We start from the raw sequence: 18,968 nt of genomic DNA on the forward strand, positions 1-18,968 counted from the left end.
ACTTTCCCACGCCAGATTCTCCCTGGCCTGCAAAGGCATTTCGCCCAGCAGGATCCAGAGCATCGTCCGGACGTCCGGCGGAAAGTCGATCTCCTCCACTTAGTGCCTGCCGCCCCCGGTGGAATCCCCACCCGGTGCCTCGAGGCGCGACTGCTGCTTCGCGATCTCGTCATTGGCGTAGGACTGCACGCCCTCGATCTCCCGCGCGTTGTTCAAGACCGCCTGCCGGAGCGACGAGAACACGAGACCCACCGAGTCGAGAAATTCGATGCACGCGTTGTTGTTCGCGTCGTACTTCGGCCGGACCTCGAGGGCGAAGTCGTCGTTGTAACCAGCCCAGGGCCGGTAGGTCTGCATGTCGGAGACGAAGTCGTCACGGATCTTGTTCGCCCTGTCGGGCAGATCCGCCATCATCTCACCGCCCCGCCGCACACGGCCGGGGTCCGCAATGAACTTGCCCATGAATTACCTCCCTTGGTCCCTCTGCGGAAAGTCAGTCGCTGTGGAAAGTCAGTCCTCGTGAATCTCGTCGTGCAGACGGGACGTCGAGCGCCTGCCCCCGCCGTCCGGGCCGTCGAGTGCCGACCCGAAGGCCCGGTTCCAGTCGATGTCCACGCCTCGGATGCCCGTCGGGCCGCCGCTCGCCTGCGTCAACGGGGCGAAGACGTCCATCACTCTACGGGCCATCTGCTCACGCCCCTCCTGCACGGCTTCCATGACGGACGCCGCGAGTTGAGGCCCCGTCATGTTCCGGTACTTGTTGTCCGGGAACTTCAGCCCCGTCAGCTCGCCCTGCGCGCCCACGGTGACCTCCACCGCGCGGTCCCGTGAGCGGATCGTGGCCGATGCCTGACTGAGTTCATCCTCGGCGCGTGCCACGGCCTCCTGCACGGCCTCCAGTTCGGCCATGGCCTGGGACAGCTTCTTCTCCATCGACTCGCTCAACGGTCACCTCTCCACCTGCTCGTACGGGATTCTGCCGTACACGTGTGCGTCATGCGAACTTTCCATGTGCGCCCGGTACGGGGGCGGTTCGAAGGCCGCCCCCGTACCGGCGTCATCCGGTCGCCGCCGTGCCGGTCATCGTCCGATCACCGCGGGCGCGCCGCCCTCGTCCGTACCCCATACGTCGTCGTCCTCCGGCACCCACGATTCGCGGGCGCGGTCACCGCTCTGTGTCTGCGTCTGCTGGCCGGGCGCGCCGCCACCGCCGCCACCGGCCATCGGCGGGAGGAACGGCGTACCGCCCGCGGTGGGACCGCCGGCCGCCACGCGCACCTCGTCGTCCGCGTACCGGCCGTTCCTGGCGGGAGCGCCGGCGCCGGGCCGCGGGCGGCGGTTGTTGACCACGTTGCCGTCGATGACGTTACGGACGCGCTCGCCGGAGTCCGACTGGCCTCCGCCCGCGCCACCCATACCGCCCATACCGCCGCCCATGCCACCGCCCATACCGCCGCCCATGCCGCCCATGCCGCCCATGGGTGCGCCCGGGCCGCCCATGGGTGCGCCCGGGCCGCCCATGCCGGCCCCCGGGCCGCCCATGCCGGCGCCCGCGCCGGCCATGCCCGCGCCCGCGCCGCCCATACCGGCGCCCCCCTCGCCGGGGAGGCCCGGGAACGGTCCGCTGTTCAGGAACGGGCGGTTGTGGCTCGGGGTGTTCGACTCGGCGGACGTCCCGCTGCCGGCCAGGGGCGACTCGTAGGGGTTCTCGTCGAACAACTCCTCCTCGTAGGAGGGGAAGTCGTAGGAGGGGAAGTCGTACGACGGAGGCGTGGGGAGCGAGCCGTTGTTGAGGTGGCCGGAGCCGAGGGAGGACGGGTTGTTGTCGTCGAGGTAGCCGGAGACGGACGAGCCGTCCGGTCGCGTGATCGTGGTGGTGCCGGTGTCCGGGTTGATCTTCTGGGTGGTGCCGTCCGGGTACTCCGTGACGACATTTCCGCCGTCGTCCAGGTGCGTGGTGCTGCCATCGGGGTTGGACAGCAGGTCACCGGTGTTGAGCGGGCCGGAGATGGTCGAGCCGTCGGGGCGGGTCAGGGTCGAGGAGTGGGTCTCCGGGTCGATCGTGATGGTGGAGCCGTCGGGCAGGTCGGTGATCACCCGGCCGTTGGAGTCGATGCGCGACTCGCCGCCGCCGGGGACGTCCAGGATGCCGTCGTTGACGGGGCCGGAGATGCGGTTGGACTGCAGATCGGGCAGGTCGGGCAGGTCGCCGTTGCCGTTGCCGAAGAGGTCGCGACGGGTGCTGTCGAACTTGGCCTCCGCCTCGGCCTGCTTCTTCTCCTGCTCCTGCCGGAGCTCCTCCTGCTTGGCCTCGGCCTCGTTCTGCCGCTGCTCCTGCTCCGACCGGTACTGCGCCTCCTTGGCCTCCTGCTCCTTGCGGATCTCCTCCTGCTTCTGCTCCTGCTCCGCCCGCTGCTGTTCGGCCTTCGCCTCCTGCTCGGCCTGCTTCTGTTCGGCCTCCTTCTCCTTCTGCTCCTGCTTGGCCTCCTGCTCCGCCTGCTTCTGCTCGGCCTCGGCCTCCTGCTCGGCCTGCTTGGCCTCGGCCTCCTGCTCCTTCTGCTCCTGCTTGGCCTCCTGCTCCGCCTGCTTGGCCTCCGCCTTGGCCTCCTGCTCGGCCTGCTTCTTCTCCTGCTCGGCCTGCAGCTGCTCCTGGCGGTCCTCCGACTCGGTACGGATGCGGTCCTGCTTGGCCTCCTGCTCGGCCTGCTTGGCCTCGGCCTCCTTCTCCTTGGCCTCCTGCTCGGCCCTGGCCTCCGCCTCCTTCTGCTCCTGCTTGGCCTCCTGTTCGGCCTGCTTCTGTTCCTGCTTGGCCTCCTGCTCGGCCTGCTTGGCCTCGGCCTCCTTCTCCTTGGCCTCCTGCTCGGCCCTGGCCTCCGCCTCCTTCTGCTCCTGTTCCTTCTTGGCCTGATCCTGCTGAGCCTTGGCCTGGCCCATCTGCGCAATCTGCATGTTCTCGGCACGGGCCTGGGCCTCGGCCTGCTTCTTCTCCTGCTCGGCCTGCTTGGCCTCCTGCTCCTTGCGGATCTCCTCCTGCTTCTGCTCCTGCTCGGCCTGCTTCTGCTCCTGCTTGGCCTCCTGCTCGGCCTGCTTGGCCTCGGCCTCCTTCTCCTTGGCCTCCTGCTCGGCCTTGGCCTCGGCTTCCTTGGCCTCCTGCTCCTTCTTGGCCTCGGCCTCCTTGGCCTCCTGCTTGGCCTCCTGTTCGGCCTGCTTGGCCTCGGCCTCCTTCTCCTTCTCCGCCTGCTTGGCCTCGGCCTCCTTCTCCTTCTGCTCCGCCTCGGCCTTGGCCGCCGCCTCCTTGGCCTCGGCCTCCTTCTCCTTCTCCGCCTGCTTGGCCTCGGCCTCCTTCTCCTTCCTCTCCTGCTCGGCCTTGGCCTCCTTCTCCTTACGCTCCTGCTCTTCCTTCTCCTTCTGCCGCTCGGCCTCCGCCTTGGCAGCCTGGTCCTTCTGCCACTGGATGAACTCCTCCTGCTTCTTGGCGGCTTCCTCGGCGGCCTTCTTGGCGTCGTCCTCCTTCTTCTTCGCCTCCTCCTCCGCGACTTCGGCCTTGTCCTCCTTGTAATCCGACTCAAGGGTGCCGCTGGAGCCCCGGGACTTCACGGATCCCAGGTCGAAGTTGCTGTTGCTCCAGCTGTTCTTCACCTTTTCCATGGCCGAGATCGCGGCCGAGTCGAGATTGTCGACGACGGTCTGCCGCCACATCTCAACGGCCTTGTTGCCGATGTTCAGCCAGGTGTTGAGATCCTTCAGGTCGCCGAACTGCTGGGCGTCGGCGTGCAGGTCCTTCTTGTCGTCGCCCGAAATCGCGTCGATGGCGGCCTGATTTTTGAAATGCTCCTCCGCGATGTAGTTCGTGTAGAAGGACTCCCCAGCGGACTCGATCTCATAGGTGATCTTCGTAAGATTGTTGTCCCACACATACTTCATCACCGCCGACAGCAGCTTGTGCAGCACAATCAGCGGGTTTCCGTACTCCCACTCCCACTTCATCCACGCTTGGTGGAGATCGACCACCGCCTCCCTGAAGGCCTTTTTCGCCTCCCGTATCTCTTCCCCCTGCTTCGAATATCCGGACTTACCCGAACTCATGTCCTCCGCATAGTCCGTGTACTGCTTGTTGATCTTGTTGATGAGATCCCAGAAAACGCCCGCCGCCGTGCCCCGCCACGCCTTGTCCTTCTCCTTGCCCAGCCTGCTCTGCCACTCCTCCACCACCCCCTGCTGAGTGGCGAAGAACTTGGCGACCCGGTCGAAGGCGCCGGCCACCGTGTCGAAGTTGGCGAGGGTGACGGAATCGGCGTCGGCCACGTCCTTGCCGCTCCAGCTGAAGCCGTAGGTCCCCAGCGCCTCGTCGTTGCGCAGCTTCTCCAGGGCCAGTCCGGTACCGAAGGCGTACTGGGTGAGCGGCGCGGTGTCCCAGGTGGGCTTGCCGTCCATCCCCAGGTGATTGTCGATGCTGCTGGAGAACTTCCCGCCCTCGAAGTACCCCTGGGTCGGGAGCCTGCCGTCGCCCTTGTTGCCGAGCAGCGTGATGCGCGCCTTGTGCATCGTCACATCGGAGCCCTCGGCACCGCTCTTCGAGTAGTAGAAGGGGATGACGAAGTCGGTGTTGTTGATCTCGGAACCGGCGTTCTCGTACAGCCAGTTCAGGTCCTCGGTGTCGACATAGTCGACATAGCCCACATCGGAGATCTCCACCTTCATCAGCGGAATACCCTCGTTACCGACCAGGGTCTTGAAGATCTCTTCCCTGGTCGGCGCCTTGTACCCGGTGAAGAAGCCGACCGCCTCGGCCCACTTGTCGTTGCTGGTGAGTTTGTCGGTGATCTTGGTATCGTCGAGCGCCATGCCAGGATGCCTTTTCGGTCAGGGCGGATGGGGGGAGAACGGGCGGGGCCAGGCGGTACGGCGTTACGCGGCCGCGGAGGAACAGCGGCCGCGCGGGTGGGCCGACGGCCGCACCTACTCAGTCCTCGTCCTCGTCTTCATCGTTGTTGTTGTTCGAGCCGCCGCCGCTCTCGGAGAGCACGTCGTCCACGCCCTCGAAGAAGTTGACTATCTTCTTCCCGTCGATCTTCCCCAGGTTGTCCTCCTGAGTCTTGAAGATCTCCTCGATGGTGTCCTCGAGGTTGTCCTCGATCTCCTCGAAGAGCTCGACCTGGAGCTTGAGGATCTCGTCGACCTGGTCCACCAGCTCGTTCAGTGACTTGATCAGGTAACCGCCGTTGGTCCGGCCCTCCTTGTCGAGCGCCATCGTCCCGATCGCGAGCGGCGTCTTCTGCCCGTCCCTGAAGCCAATTGCCTTGTTCGCCCCGTCCTCCCCGCCCTGCAGATTGGGGATCGCCGGTATCTCCCCGTCGTCCTCCCTCATCTTCTTGACCTTGGTGAGGAACTCGCCGACGTCGTTGGTGAGAAAGTCCTGCAGCCAGGCCTTGTTGAGATTGAGCGTGGGGCCGTTTTCAGCCATTGCCTACTTCTCCTGCTTCCATGGGTTTCCGCCGGCTTCGGGGCGGCCCGCCGACCGCACGGCGCGGAACGCGGGACGGAACACGGGCGGCGACGCGCCGCCCTCACGACAGCGGGCGGCCGTACGCGTGAGGCACACGCGGACGGCCGCCCGGGGAAAACAACGGGTGTGTCGCCCGCGCGGTCAGCTGCCGACGCGCACGGTCTGCCACAGCGACGTCAGGTTCTTCTCGCTCCACTGGTAGCTGTCCGAGACGTCGGTCAGCAGGGCCGAGTTCTCGGCGAGGATCCGCTTCATCTCCTCGACGGCGTGGTTCCAGGCCGCCTGCTTCTCGCTGTACGCCTCCCTGTCGTCACCTTCCCAGGACTGCTGGAGCTGCTGGAGCTCCGCTTCCAGGTTGGTGAGGATGCTGTCGATCGCCTTGGTCTGCTGGACCATGTCGTCGGCGGCGTTCTGCATGTGGGAGTAGTCGACGTAGATCTGACCGTCGGTGAAGTCCAGAGGGGGAGTCATGGTCGTCCTCGTCTCGCGGGGGGTACTTCGGGGAAAGGGTTCGTGCGTTCCGCGCCCGGGTGCCGGTCAGAGCTCCTGGGCGAGAGCCGGTCGTCAGCGACCGGCGGTGGAGCCCGCCAGCGAGTTGAAGATCTCGTCGGCGCGGTTGGACGCCTGCTGGATGGCCTCGTTCGACTGGGACTGCTGGATGCCCTGGGCGCGCATGGTCTCCTCCAGCGTCGTGATCATCTCGCGGAGGTTCTTGGAGATGATCTCCGCCTGGCCGTCCCACTGGTCGAGCAGACTCTGGAACCGGCCACCGTCGCTACCCGCGTATCCCTGGCTCAGGTTGTGCTTCATGTTCTCCACGTCCTGACGGCAGTTCTGGACGCCGTTGAATGCCGAGTCCAGAGCGGTGACACCGTTCTGTGTCGCCGATGCCAGTGACTGCTGCCTTGCGCCTGCACCTGCCATATGCCTGTGCCTCCTGGTGTGTCGCGCCGCCGGCCCTCGGGTCCGGGCGGCGCGGTGCGTTGCCGGACGCGGCCGTAGGGCCGACGCCCGGATGGTATGGACAAACGGAGCCTAGATAAAGGGGAGTTGACGATTCAATGGCCTGAGTCACCTTTTCGGCTCCGACCCGGTGTTTCAGGCGTTTCGTGGCGGAGATTTAACCTGATCGTCAGTCACGCCCTTGCACTTTCCGGTCTCTAGGACGCTCGGCCGTCTCGTCCCGTTGCGGGAACACGGCCACTTTCCTCCGTGTCACGCGATGTTCACGTCCCCTCCCGCCACGATGTGTTCGTCCGGTGTCACCGTGCGGATTGATCGCCCCCTGCCACGGCGCTCTGCGTTCCCTCGCCGTCACCCTGCGACGTCTTCTCTTCCGTCTTCTTTTCCGATCGCGGCGCCGGGTCGTCGTCATCTCCGGCGCAGCGCGGCGTGGTGGTCGCGCTCCGGCCCAGGGCGGCGGCCTCCTTGGTCAGGTCCGGGCCCGTCGGCAGCATCGCCAGCAGCGGTGCCGGCAGTCCGCGCGCCTGGCCCTCCGTGTAGCCGAGCGCCGCGAGCGCCTCGGCCGTCCCCACCCGGTACTTCATCCCGGTGTCCGTCACCAGGTAGACAGTGGTGCCGACCTTGCTCCCGCTCGCCCCGAGCGCGCGCACCAGGGACCCGCCGCCCGGCCGTACGGCGATCGTGCCGACCGGCATGCAGGCCGGGGTGAGCCCCTCGGGCGGCGCCTGGGCGGCCGGGCCCAAGGAGCCCGTCCCGGTCTGGGCCACGCTGATCCGCGGGCCGCGCTCGCCCGCCTCGACCCGTACGCAGACGGTGTGGTCCTCGCCGAGGGCCACCGCCTCCGGCGGCGCCGACGGCAGGTCCGGGTCCTCCGCCGTCTCGCCGGCGCCCGGGGCCAGATGGCTGCTCAGCACGTCCGCGCCCAGGGCGGTCACCTTCGCCGCGCCGCCCTCGTACACCTTCTCGCGGGTCTCCGGGTCGCCGAGCACCAGCGCGGCACCGGTCGCCGTCAGCGGGGCCAGGCCCTCCTTGCGCAGCAGGTAGTAGCGCTCGGCGGAGCCCGGCACGGTGACCCGGAACACCTCGCCGATCCGGGACGCCCGGCCGCCCAGCGACGGCCCGTCCTGCCCCTTGCCCGGCACGTCGGGCGAGCGCAGGTCGGGCCCCGACGGCAGGGCGTTCAGGAAGGGCGCCGAGACGGGGAGGAGCGGGGTGGAGCCGTAGCCGAGGGCCTCGCGGGCGCGGCTGTCCTTGTCGAGCCGGAGCTTGCTTCCCCGCCACACCAGGTATCCGGCCTTGTCGGGACCCGTCACCAGCATCCCCTGGTCGGTGGGCAGTCCGGCGGCGTCGGCCGGCGCGCCCACCGCGACGATGGTGCCGGTCGAGCCCGTCTCGCTGCCCGAACAGACCTGCCAGGGACCGGTGTCCAGGTCCCCGCTCCCGGGCAGCGCGTCCGGCGCGCCGCTGATGCCGATGGGCGCCCCGTGCGGCGTACCGCTCAGGGAGCCGGAGCCGACCGACGTCGCCTTCATGTCGGCGCCCCCGAGCAGCCGCGCCGAGGCGTAGTTGCGCACCGGCCGCAGCCGCCCGTCCAGGTAGAGGTAGCGGGAGCCGGTGTCCTTGTTCACGACGAGGGTCCCGGCCGCCCGCCAGGAGTCCTTGGTGCCGGGCTTGAGCAGACCGAGGACGAAGGAACCGGCCGACAGCAGGACGGCGATCACGATGCCGATCACCACGCCCCGGTTGGTCCGGCCCTGGGGGCTCTCCGGGGCGTCCGGATCCGCGCGCAGCATGCCCGAGGTCAGCCGGCCCATGACGAACATGTGCGCCTGGACCTGATCGCGTTTGGACTGCATGGCAGCGTGTCTCCCTTCCGGTCAGCCGTTGATGGACCGCAGGGCGCTGTACACGCCGAGCACCCACAGTGCGAGCGGCAGCATGCTGATCGCCAGTGCCGAGTGCAGCAGCTCCCCCGCGCGGCCCCAGTACGGCACGAGCCGGCGCCCGGGGACGGTCCAGGCGGCGATCGCGACCGCCGCCGTGGCCGCGAGCAGGCCCGCGGCCGTCACCAGCCGGTAGCCCGGCGAGGCGGCCGGGGCGGCGACCAGCACCAGCAGGAGCAGCCCCGCCACGCCCGGGACCACCAGCGACATGCGCTGCCAGATGTTGCCCAGTCCCCGCGCGTGCAGGATGAGCAGCAGGGACAGCGCCACCGTCGTGATGATCTCGGCGAGTTCGCGCTCCCGGCCCAGTGCCACGATGCACCCGGCGGCGACGAAGCCCACCGCCCCGTACAGCGAGGTCATCCAGCCGTCGGCGAGGATGGCGCGGGCCGAGACCACGGAGGTGGCGTGCGGCTCGATGCCCTCCTGCAGCTGCTGGGCGTTGGTCGGCAGGGGCGGCATCCGCATCCCGGACATCCGGAACGCCAGCGAGGGGACGAAGGCGCCCAGGACGACCGCCAGGACGGCGATGATCCCGGCGGCGTGCACGGGCGCCAGGTCCGTCGTGATGAGCAGGACGGCGGCGAAGGCACCGAACACCGAGATGACGGCGACGCCCAGGAAGAGCGCGGCGAACGCGGCCACGATGGCGAGCGCGAGCACCGCCCCGCCCGCCGCCGCGGCGCTGGCGGCGAGCAGCCGCGCGCCCAGGGTCTCGTACGCGTGCGGCCCGCTGAGCTCGCCGCCCGGCAGCAGCCAGCCGGCGAGCGCCAGGTACGGCCCCACCATGAAGCCCAGCGCGGCGCCCGCGCCGGCGTCCCCGACCGCCCGGCTGGCCGCGCCCGCCCCCGCGAGCAGCAGGAGCCCGGTCGCGGTGGCGAACACGGCGCGGGGCAGCGCGGAGCCGCCGGGCCACGCGATCACCACCATGCCGCCGACGAGGACCGCGACCGCGACGCCGAGCAGCACCCACCGGCTGACCTTGGGGGTCCAGCCGTAGGGGTGGTCCCGCATCGTGGTGGAGATGCCGTCGACGAGGTCGTCGAGGTGCACCTCGGGCAGGGCTTCGGTGCGCGGTCTGAGGTAGAGGGTGTCGCCGTCGCGCAGGCCGTACGAGTCGAGGGTGCGTTCCTCGTCCAGCGGTTCGCCGCCGAGCCGCTGGAGCACCCAGCCGCCGTGGTCGATACCGGCTTCTTCGAGGTTGTCGCCGGCGTAGCCGAGCACCGCCGGCAGCAGGTCCGCCACGGGGACGTCGGCGGGGACGGCGAGATCGATGCTCTTGGCGGGGGCTCGTACCGTCAGACGGCACAGCTCGGCCACCTGAGTGTCAGTCATCCTGATGGCTCACGCTTCTCCGGGTTACTGCTGAGAACGGGCAGGGGAACGCGGGCTGACGCACCGCCGGACATCACACTTCTCTGGACGCGTTCCTAAGCCTCGGGACAGGGCCGGTCGTTGGCGGTCGGCGCGACGATCGTAGTATCAGCAACCTACTGTGGACGATGTGGCCCGTGGCACAGAATGTGATGTGAACGTTGGCGCACGGGTGGCGCGGCGCGCGTGGAAGCCGACTCGGAGTCGTGGCTCAGAAGTTCCCGTGGTACGGATGGTGACGTGGCGCGCACTGTGGCGTGCCGGCGACCCCGCCGCGTGACGGAAGAGTGAACGTGGTGACGTGGCGACGTAGCAGGACCGTGACACGGCGGTGCCGTGCTGTTGCAGGACTGTGACAGGGCGACACGGCGGGGACGGTCGCGCCCCGTCGGTTCCCGGGCGGGCGGTCGTCGTGGACCCGCGCGCGGCGTATGGTGCGTGCGACAGCGAGGTTTTGTCCGGTGTCCTGACCCGGCACCGACGACGACGCGCGGCGCCCCGGCGACGACGTCGACGTCGTTCCGCCCGCTCTCCCCCTTGCCCCGTAAGGAGACGGTTCCTTGAGTGTGGTCCTGTTCCGCCGCCCGGCCCGACGCCGGGGCCCGGAGATGCCCGACGGGGAGCTGAATCTCCAGGAACCGCCGATCCTCCCCGAGACGGTGCCCGACACCTCCGCCGTGTGGACGTACCTCCCCATGGCGCTGATGTCGGTCTCCATGATGTTCATGTTCATGCGGCCCGGTATGACCCGGGGCACCGGCGGGTTCATCTACCTCGCCCTGGGCCTGATGGTGCTCGGCGCCGCCGCCATGTTCATCGGCCAGTTCATGCGCAAGGCCGCCGAACGCAAGCAGAAGCTGAAGGGCGAGCGCCGGGACTACCTGCGCTACCTCACCCAGATCCGGCGCAAGGTGCGCGGCGCCGTCGTGGACCAGCAGCTGGCCCTGGCCTGGCGTCACCCCGAGCCCACCGCCCTGTGGTCGATGACGGGCACCACCCGGCTGTGGGAACGCCGGCCGAAGGACGAGGACTTCGGCGAGGTCCGGATCGCGGTCGGCGAGCAGAAGCTGGGCCTGAAGCTCACCCCGAACTCCACCAACCCCGTCGAGGACCTGGAGCCGCTCAGCGCGCACGCCCTGCGCAGCTTCATCCGCGCCTACTCGACGGTGCCGGACCAGCCCATCGCGATCTACCTGCGGGCCTGGGCCCGGGTGCTGTTCCGGGGGGACGAGGAGCGGATACGGTCCGTGGCCCGGGCCCTGGTCGCCCAGCTGGCCACCTTCCACTCGCCGGACGACGTGTGGATCGTGTTCTGCGTCTCCGACGAGCGGCGCGCGGACTGGGAGTGGGCCAAGTGGCTCCCGCACAGCCTCCACCCGCACGACACGGACGGTGCGGGCCCGACCCGGATGACCGTCTCCGCGCTGGGCGAGCTGGAGGACCTGCTCGGCGCCGAGTTCATGGAGCGGCCGCAGTTCGACCCGGACGCCCTGCCCGGGCGCGAGGAGCCGTTCACCGTGATCGTGGTGGACGGGGGCACCGTCCCGGCCGGCCACCGCCTGGACGGTCCCGGCTACCGCAACACCGTCGTACTGGACCTGAGCGGCGCGCTCTCCTGGCGGCCCGGCCGGATCACGCTGCGCTTCGAGGTCTCCGAGGACGACCTCGGGCTGGTGCGCACCGACCGCGAGCGCAAGGAGCGGACCACCCGGCTCGGCAGGCCCGACACCTTCGGGCTGACGGGCGCCGTGTCGCTCGCGCGGCGGCTCGCCCCGTACCGCATGGGCCTGGGCACGGCGTCGGACTCGTCCGAACCGCTCTCCGCGAACATGGAACTGACCGCGCTGCTGGGCATTCCCGACCTGTACCGCCACGACCCGGAAACGCTGTGGCAGCAGCACACCGGCTCCTCCCGGCTGAAGGTGCCGATCGCGGTCGGCGCGGACGGCGAGCCGGTCGAGCTGGACATCAAGGAGTCCGCCCAGGGCGGTACCGGACCGCACGGCATGCTGATCGGCGCCACCGGCTCCGGCAAGAGCGAGCTGCTGCGCACCCTCGTCCTCGCGCTCGCCCTGACGAACTCCTCGGAGACGCTCAACTTCGTCCTCGTGGACTTCAAGGGCGGTGCCACCTTCCTGGGTCTGGACGAACTCCCGCACACCTCCGCCGTCATCACCAACCTGGCCGGTGAGGCCGCGCTCGTCTCCCGGATGCAGGACGCCCTGCACGGTGAGATGATGCGTCGTCAGGAGCTGCTGCGGTCGGCGGGCAACTACTCCTCGGCGCTGGACTACGAGAAGGCCCGCGCCTCCGGCGTCCCGCTGGAACCGCTGCCCAGCCTCTTCGTCGTCGTCGACGAGTTCAGCGAACTGCTGGCCGCGCACCGGGAGTTCATGGAGCTGTTCGTGATGATCGGCCGTCTCGGCCGGTCCCTCGGGGTGCATCTGCTGCTCGCCTCGCAGCGCCTGGACGAAGGCCGGATGCACCAGCTGGAGAGCCACCTGTCGTACCGGATCGGTCTGCGCACGTTCTCCGCGATGGAGAGCCGCGGCGTGCTCGGTGTGCCGGACGCGTACCAGCTGCCGCCGCAGCCCGGCAGCGGCTTCCTGAAGTCGGGCGTGGAGGCGCTGACCCGCTTCCGCGCCGCGTACGTCTCCGGCCCGTACCAGCAGCGCCGGGGCAGCGCCAACCAGGCGCGGGTGGCCAGCCAGACCGTCCCGTGGACCAACAGCTACGTCGTGCCGCGCCAGCTGCCGGACACCCCGGACCCCGAGCCCGCGGCCGAGCAGGAGGAGACCGGCGACACCCTGCTGTCCGTGGCCGTGGAGCGGCTGCTGACCGCCGGGCCGCCGGCCCACCAGGTGTGGCTGCCGCCGCTGGACCTCCCCGCCACCCTCGACCAGGTGCTGCCGCCGCTCACCCCGGACCCCGGACTCGGGCTGACGACCGTCGACTCGGCGAACCGGGGCCGGCTCACCATCCCCATCGGCATCATCGACCGCCCCTTCGACCAGCTCCGTGACCTGCTCACCCTCGACCTCTCGGGCGCGGGCGGGCACGTCGCCATCGCGGGCGGCCCGCAGAGCGGCAAGAGCACGATGGTGCGCACGATCATGACCGCGCTGGCGCTCACCCACACCCCCCGCGAGGTGCAGTTCTACTGCCTCGACTTCGGCGGTGGCACGCTCGCCGGGCTGGCCGACCTGCCGCACGTCAGCGGGGTCGCGGCGCGCCTGGACACCGAGCGGGTCGGCCGTACGATCTCCGAGGTCACCACGCTGCTGGCGGAGCGCGAGCGGTTCTTCCTGGACAACGGCATCGACTCCATGGCGAGCTTCCGCCGCCGCCTGGCCGCCGGGGAGTTCCCCGAGCACCGGCACGGCGACGTGTTCCTGGTGATCGACGGCTGGTCGACGGTGCGCCAGGACTTCGACCGGTACATCCAGACCTTCGGCTCGATCGCCGCCCGCGGCCTCAACTACGGCATCCACCTGATCGTCACCACCGCCCGCTGGGTGGAGCTGACCTCGTCCATCCGGGACCAGGCCGCGACCCACCTGGAGCTGCGGATGGGTGACCCCATGGACTCCGAGATCGACATGCGGCGCGCCGCGACCGTACCCCGGCTGCCGGGCCGCGGCCTGACGCGCGACGCCAAGCTGCACTACCTCACCGCGCTCCCGCGGATCGACGGGGTGGAGTCGGCGGACGACCTGTCCGAGGGCGTGGCGGGTCTGGTGGCGGCGGTCCGGGAGAGCTGGCAGGGCCCGCCGGCCCCGCCGGTCCGGATGCTGCCGACCAAGCTCAAGGCGTCCGAACTCCCGGCGCCGAAGGGCGACTTCAAGATGCCCATCGGCCTGGAGGAGGAGCGTCTCTCCACGGTGTGGCACGACTTCTCCGAGACCCCGCACATGATCGTGGTCGGCGACACGGAGAGCGGCAAGACCAACATGCTGCGGCTGGCGGCCAAGGCCATCATGGACCGCTACTCCCCGGCCGAGGCGCGGATCATGGTCGTGGACTACCGCCGTACGCTGGTGGAGGCGATCCCGGACGAGTACCGCCTCGGCCACGCGGTGTCGATGGACGCGCTCAAGGACCTGATCGCGGGCGCCGCCCGGGCGGTCGCGGCCCGCGCACCGGGCCCGGAGATCACACCGGCCCGGATGCGCACGTGCGACTGGTGGGACGGCCCGCGGCTGTTCATCCTCGTGGACGACTACGACATGCTGGGCACCAGCGCGATGAACGCCCCCTTCGACCCGCTGCTGAACCACCTCGCCCTCGGTTACGAGGTCGGCCTGCACATGATCGTCTCCCGCTCCGCCGCCGGCGCGGGCCGGGGCCTGGGCGAGCCGATGCTGCGGCGCATGCAGGAGGTCAACACGCCGACGCTGCTGCTGTCGTGCCCGCCGTCGGAGGGCTTCATCATGGGCAGCATCAAGGGCCGCAACCTGCCGCCGGGCCGGGGTACGCGGGTGACGCGCCGCAAGCAGACCCAGCTGCAGACGGCGATGCTGGAGGTCGAGAAGTCGTAGCGGGGAGGCCGGCTCTCCGCTCTCGTGTGTCCCCTGTCGCGGTACGCGACAGGGGACACACGCGTCAGGGCGCCGCGTCGACCTCGACGCGGTCGCTGTCGTCCTCGGACAGGAACGACGCCAGCGCCCGCCCCTCCTCCGCGACGGCGGCACGCTCGGACCGGGAGAAGCCGCGCAGCGGGGCGACCCTCACGGTGCCGTCCCCGACGGTCCAGGTCGCGGCGGTCCGGCCGTCGACCAGGACCAGGCGGGCGCCGGTGACCGACAGCCCGCGGTGGGCGTCGTCGATGATCCGGCCGCGGTCGTGGTAGCCGAGGACCGCGTTGTCGAACGCCGGCAGGAACCGCACCGGGGCGGGCGTGTCCGGGTCCGGGCGCGGCGCGTCGGGGAGGTCCAGCAGCTCCCGGCCCCGCTCGTCGCGGAAGGTCACCAGCTCCTCGCGCAGCGCGGCGACCGCGGCCGGCAGCCCGGCGAGGCCGCACCAGGCGCGCAGGTCGGCCGACGCGGCGGGGCCGAACGCGGCCAGGTAGCGCCGTACCAGCGCCTGCCCCACCGGATCGGAACCCGCCGGACCGGAACCGTCCGGGGGCAGCGGGTCGATCTCGCGGCCCAGCCAGGACGACAGCAGGACGTTGCGCACTCCCGCCCGGGTGCGCCACAGTCCGCGCGGCGGCATCTGCGCCGTCGGCAGGAGGGCCGCGACCAGCATCTCCCCCAGCGCCCGCGGCCCCGGCTCCGGCCAGCGCCCGGCGACCGCCCGCGCCAGCTCGCCCATCGAGCGCGGCTCGCCGTCGGCCATGACCGCCCGGCCCGCCGCCGCGAGTTCGTCCAGGTCCACCCCGTCGAGTTCGCGGCGGTAGGTGCCGAGTACGCGCCGGCGCAGCATCGCGTTGTGGCGGGCCCGCCAGGCCAGGGCGTCCTCGGCGGTGACCAGGTGGACCGTACGGCGCATGAGGTGGGTCCGTACGACCTGCCGCCCGGTCAGCAGGTCCGAGAGCGCCGCCGGGTCGAACGCGCGCAGCCGCGACCAGAGCCCGACGAACGGTTCCTGCGGCTCCTGCGCCTGGAGACCGCCGAGGTGGGCGACGGCATCGAGGACGGGGACGTCGGAGCGGTCCAGCAGCGACTGGCGGGCGAGCGCGGCGCGGCCGAGCGCCCGGGTGGAGAGAACGGTCGTCCGGGTCATGCGGCGTCCTGCCCCCGGTGGACGGTGCGGAGGCGGCCGTCCCGGAGACCGATGCCCATGCCGATGCCGATGCCGATGCCGGACCATCCCGGATTGGTGGTGTTCATGGTGGAGCATTCCCTTCATTGGCATACGAGTACGTACGGGGCCGGGGCCGGGGCCGGGCGGCGGCCCGGCCCCGGCCGGTTCGGGTCAGGTCGACGTCCGGCCGTCGAGCGTCTCGCGCAGGATGTCCGCGTGGCCGGCGTGCTGGGTGGTCTCGGCGATGACGTGCAGCAGCACCCGGCGCACGCTCCACACCTCTCCCGCCTCCTGCCAGGGCGCCTCCGGCAGCGCGTGCGTCACCGACAGGTCGGGGAGGGAGGCGATGACCTCCTCGGTCCGGGCGGCGACCTCCTCGTACCGCTCGAGAATCCCGGCCAGGGTGTCGCCGGGCAGCATCTGGAAGTCCTTCTGGTGGTCGATCATCCACCGCGGGATCTCGCGTGCGGTGCCGGCCTGGATGTCGGCCCAGGTGACGCCCTCGGGCAGGTCGAAGTTCAGCGCCGAGGGGCCCTCGACGGCGACGCGCAGCCACCCTTCCTCGACGGACGCGACGTGCTTGACCAGCCCGCCCAGGCACAGCGCGCTGACCGTCGGACGCTCGCCGAGCTGCTCGTCGGTGAGCCCGCGGACGCTGTTGGTCAGGGCGGAGCGCGCGGTCGCGAGCGCGGCGATCAGGTCGGTGCGCTCGGCGTCGAGGGCGGGGCGGGGTGAGGTCGTAGCGGTCACAGTGATCGGCCCTTCCGGTCGTTCGTGTCGGTTGCCACGGGAACACCGTCGCAGCAGTAGAGGTCAGGACGTGACCTCTACCCGGGGGCACGATGGACGGCATGCCGAAGACATCAGCGCGACTCCTGTCACTGCTCTCCCTGCTCCAGGCGCGCCGGGACTGGCCGGGGGCGCTCCTGGCCGAGCGGCTGGACATCAGCCCGCGCACCGTGCGCCGCGATGTCGACCGCCTGCGCGAGCTGGGCTACCCCATCGTGGCCTTCAAGGGGCCCGACGGCGGGTACCGGCTCGACGCGGGCAGCGAGCTGCCACCGCTGCTGTTCGACGACGAGCAGGCCGTCGCGCTGGCCATCGCGCTCCAGATCGCCACCACCACCGGTGTGGGCATCGAGGAGGCCGCGGCGCGCGCGCTGACCACCGTCCGGCAGGTGATGCCCGCCCGGCTGCGCCGCCGGATCGAGACCCTCCGGTTCACCGCCGTCGAACGGCCCACGGCCCGGCCGGACCCCCAGGTCGACAGCGCCGTGCTCATGGCGCTCAGCGCCGCCGTCCACGCGCGCGAGGTGCTGCGCTTCGACTACGTACCCGTGTCCCCGCCGACGGCGGACTCCCCGCCGACGGCGGACTCCCCCACGACGGCGGGGACACCGACGACGGCCGGCGACGACCTCGTCCTGGCTCCACCGCGCCGGGCGCAGCCGCACCACCTCGTCACCTGGGGCGGGCGCTGGTACCTGGTCGCCTGGGACCTCGACCGCGAGGACTGGCGCACCTTCCGCGCCGACCGGATCACGCCCCGCACCCCCACCGGGCCCCGCTTCACCCCGCGCGAGGTGCCCGGAGGCGACGTGGCCGCTTTCGTGGCCGGCCGGTTCCGGGGCTCCGACGGCTCCGGCTCCGGCGGCTGGCCGTGCCGCGGCGAGGTGATCCTCGACCTGCCCGCCGCCGCCGTCTCCCGCCACGTCCACGACGGAGTCGTCGAGGAACTCGGCCCGGACCGCTGCCGGCTCGTGCTGGGCTCCTGGTCATGGACCGGCCTGGCCGCCGCCGTCGGCAGGTTCGACGCCGGCATCGAGGTCGTCGGCCCGCCCGAGCTCAGGGACGCCTTCGCCCACCTGGCCCGCCGCTACGCCGACGCCGCGGCCGGGCGCCCCGGCCCGCTCCCGTAACACTCCTACACCACCCCTCGATCACCGTACGCATCCTTCCCGTCACAAAAAGTGCGCCACAAAATCGACTACGACACGGCCCGAGAGGAGACCTTCACCGTGAACGCACACGCGAACTCCACCGGCGACGAAGCCGAGAAGGACGACATGCTGCCCGGCCAACCGTGGCCCGGACCGACGGATGAACCCAAACCCGACGGCGAAGCACCACCAGGCGACGGCGCGCACAGGAAGGAGCGATGACGGAGCGCCACGCTCGGGAGTCCCAGGAACCGCGGGAACCGCGGGAACGGCTCGCCCGCTCCGAGTTGCGCCGCTTTCTCCTCCGGTCACAGGCCATGACCCCGGAGTGGTCGGACGCGTTCGACGCCGTGCCCCGATCCGCGTTCCTGCCCGACGTGATCTGGCCGTACGACATGCGCACGGGACGCAGCGCCGCGGTCAGCAGGACCACCGACCCGGCCGCCTGGCAGGAGAGCGCGGACGCGAACGTGCCCGTCACCACCCAGTGGGACGACGGGCGGCACACCGGCATGGCGCCGGGCAGGGTTCCCACCAGTTCCGCGAGCATGCCGAGCATCGTCTGCGCCATGCTGCGCGACCTCGATCCGCGGCCCGGTCACACGGTGTTGGAGATCGGCACGGGGACCGGCTGGAACGCCGCGCTACTGGCCCACCGGCTCGGCGCCCCGGCCGTCACCACCGTGGAGGTCGACCCCGCCGTGGCCACGGCGGCACGCGACCGCCTGCGTGCTTTCGGCGCGGCGGTCGAGGTCGTCACGGGGGACGGCCTGCTCGGACACCCGGCAGGCGCCCCGTACGACCGGATCATGGCCACGGCGGGCCTGCGCGGTATCCCGTACGCCTGGGTGGAGCAGACCCGCCCCGGCGCCGTGATCGTCGCCCCCTGGGGCACGCACTACGGCCACGGCGACGCGGTGGCGCGGCTGACGGTCTCGGGGGACGGGACGGAGGCGTCGGGGCGGTTCACGCGGCTCGTGGAGTTCATGAAGGTGCGTACGCAACGACTGGCGTGGCGGGGACACGCCGCATACGTCCCCGAGGACGTGACGGGCAGCGGTGACAGGTCGTCCACCACTCTGCCGGAGACGGCTTTCCCACAGGCCTCGTTCGAGGCCGTGACGTTCGCCATGGGGCTACGGATGCGTGATTGCCGGCACAGCGTCGCGGAGAAGCGCGACGGTGTGCGGCCGGTGTGGTTCTACGGTCTGTCCGACGCGTCCTGGGCGGTGGTGATCTTCCGTGACGGCTCGCCGGAGAGCGCGGTGCACCAGTCCGGCCCGCGCCGGCTGTGGGACGAGGTGGAAGCCGCGTACCGCTGGTGGGCGGGGGAAGGGGAGCCGAGTCACGATCGGTTCGGGCTGACGGTCACCGCGCGGGGGGAGCGGATCTGGCTGGACGACCCCGCGAACGTGGTCACGCCCGGGGACTGAGTGGCGCCGCGCCGTCCGCCGGAACGGGCGACACGCCCGACGGGGGCGGTCCGGCCCCGGACCG

The 18,968-nt window shown here is 70.7% G+C and carries 14 protein-coding genes; 4 read left to right on the forward strand and 10 right to left on the reverse strand.

Going from position 1 to position 18,968, the window contains the following annotated elements; genetic code table 11:
* Window positions 1–99 precede the first annotated feature (99 nt).
* From IG02_RS0130695 to eccD, 8 genes are all read right to left on the reverse strand, one after another.
* A complete protein-coding gene (locus IG02_RS0130695; RefSeq protein ID WP_030755193.1) occupies window positions 100–462 on the reverse strand; it encodes a hypothetical protein in 363 nt (120 codons plus the stop codon).
* A gap of 48 nt (window positions 463–510) precedes the next feature.
* Complete coding sequence (locus tag IG02_RS0130700) at window positions 511–933, reverse strand: YbaB/EbfC family nucleoid-associated protein (RefSeq protein ID WP_030755196.1); 423 nt, start codon at window positions 931–933, stop codon at window positions 511–513.
* A gap of 147 nt (window positions 934–1,080) precedes the next feature.
* Window positions 1,081–4,845, reverse strand: a complete 3,765-nt coding sequence (locus IG02_RS0130705; RefSeq protein WP_030755198.1) for an AAWKG family protein — start codon at window positions 4,843–4,845, stop codon at window positions 1,081–1,083.
* Between the two features lie 118 nt (window positions 4,846–4,963).
* Window positions 4,964–5,464 (reverse strand): type VII secretion system-associated protein, encoded by a 501-nt coding sequence (locus IG02_RS0130710; RefSeq protein ID WP_030755202.1) that lies wholly within the window; start codon window positions 5,462–5,464, stop codon window positions 4,964–4,966.
* A gap of 183 nt (window positions 5,465–5,647) precedes the next feature.
* Entirely contained in the window at window positions 5,648–5,977 is a 330-nt protein-coding gene (locus tag IG02_RS0130715; protein ID WP_030755205.1) for a WXG100 family type VII secretion target, read from the reverse strand.
* Window positions 5,978–6,070: 93 nt separating this feature from the next.
* Complete coding sequence (locus tag IG02_RS0130720; RefSeq protein ID WP_030755208.1) at window positions 6,071–6,430, reverse strand: hypothetical protein; 360 nt, start codon at window positions 6,428–6,430, stop codon at window positions 6,071–6,073.
* A 338-nt stretch (window positions 6,431–6,768) separates the two neighbouring features.
* On the reverse strand, window positions 6,769–8,325 hold the full coding sequence (gene eccB, locus IG02_RS0130725) for a type VII secretion protein EccB (protein WP_078854964.1): 1,557 nt from the start codon (window positions 8,323–8,325) through the stop codon (window positions 6,769–6,771).
* Between the two features lie 21 nt (window positions 8,326–8,346).
* Window positions 8,347–9,747, reverse strand: coding sequence for a type VII secretion integral membrane protein EccD (eccD, locus tag IG02_RS0130730; RefSeq protein ID WP_030755221.1), 1,401 nt, complete (start codon window positions 9,745–9,747; stop codon window positions 8,347–8,349).
* A 605-nt stretch (window positions 9,748–10,352) separates the two neighbouring features.
* Here eccD and IG02_RS0130735 point away from each other — a divergent pair.
* On the forward strand, window positions 10,353–14,324 hold the full coding sequence (locus IG02_RS0130735) for a type VII secretion protein EccC (protein WP_037804759.1): 3,972 nt from the start codon (window positions 10,353–10,355) through the stop codon (window positions 14,322–14,324).
* A 64-nt stretch (window positions 14,325–14,388) separates the two neighbouring features.
* Here IG02_RS0130735 and IG02_RS0130740 read toward each other — a convergent pair whose 3' ends face one another.
* Entirely contained in the window at window positions 14,389–15,510 is a 1,122-nt protein-coding gene (locus IG02_RS0130740) for a winged helix DNA-binding domain-containing protein (RefSeq protein ID WP_030755225.1), read from the reverse strand.
* 192 nt (window positions 15,511–15,702) lie between these two features.
* Entirely contained in the window at window positions 15,703–16,281 is a 579-nt protein-coding gene (locus IG02_RS0130750; protein ID WP_030755227.1) for a DinB family protein, read from the reverse strand.
* Window positions 16,282–16,382: 101 nt separating this feature from the next.
* Between IG02_RS0130750 and IG02_RS0130755 the strand changes: the two genes are divergently transcribed.
* Genes IG02_RS0130755 through IG02_RS0130765 form a run of 3 tightly spaced genes read left to right on the forward strand, consistent with a single transcriptional unit; the run spans window position 16,383 to window position 18,904 of the window.
* On the forward strand, window positions 16,383–17,450 hold the full coding sequence (locus IG02_RS0130755; RefSeq protein WP_030755230.1) for a helix-turn-helix transcriptional regulator: 1,068 nt from the start codon (window positions 16,383–16,385) through the stop codon (window positions 17,448–17,450).
* 51 nt (window positions 17,451–17,501) lie between these two features.
* Complete coding sequence (locus IG02_RS37095) at window positions 17,502–17,693, forward strand: hypothetical protein (RefSeq protein ID WP_037804763.1); 192 nt, start codon at window positions 17,502–17,504, stop codon at window positions 17,691–17,693.
* On the forward strand, window positions 17,690–18,904 hold the full coding sequence (locus IG02_RS0130765) for a methyltransferase domain-containing protein (RefSeq protein ID WP_030755232.1): 1,215 nt from the start codon (window positions 17,690–17,692) through the stop codon (window positions 18,902–18,904). The genes IG02_RS37095 and IG02_RS0130765 overlap by 4 nt, the downstream gene beginning before the upstream one ends.
* Window positions 18,905–18,968 lie beyond the last annotated feature (64 nt).

The sequence above is a fragment of the Streptomyces sp. NRRL F-5135 genome (genome assembly GCF_000719775.1).
GTDB classification, from domain to species: Bacteria; Actinomycetota; Actinomycetes; order Streptomycetales; family Streptomycetaceae; genus Streptomyces; species Streptomyces hebeiensis.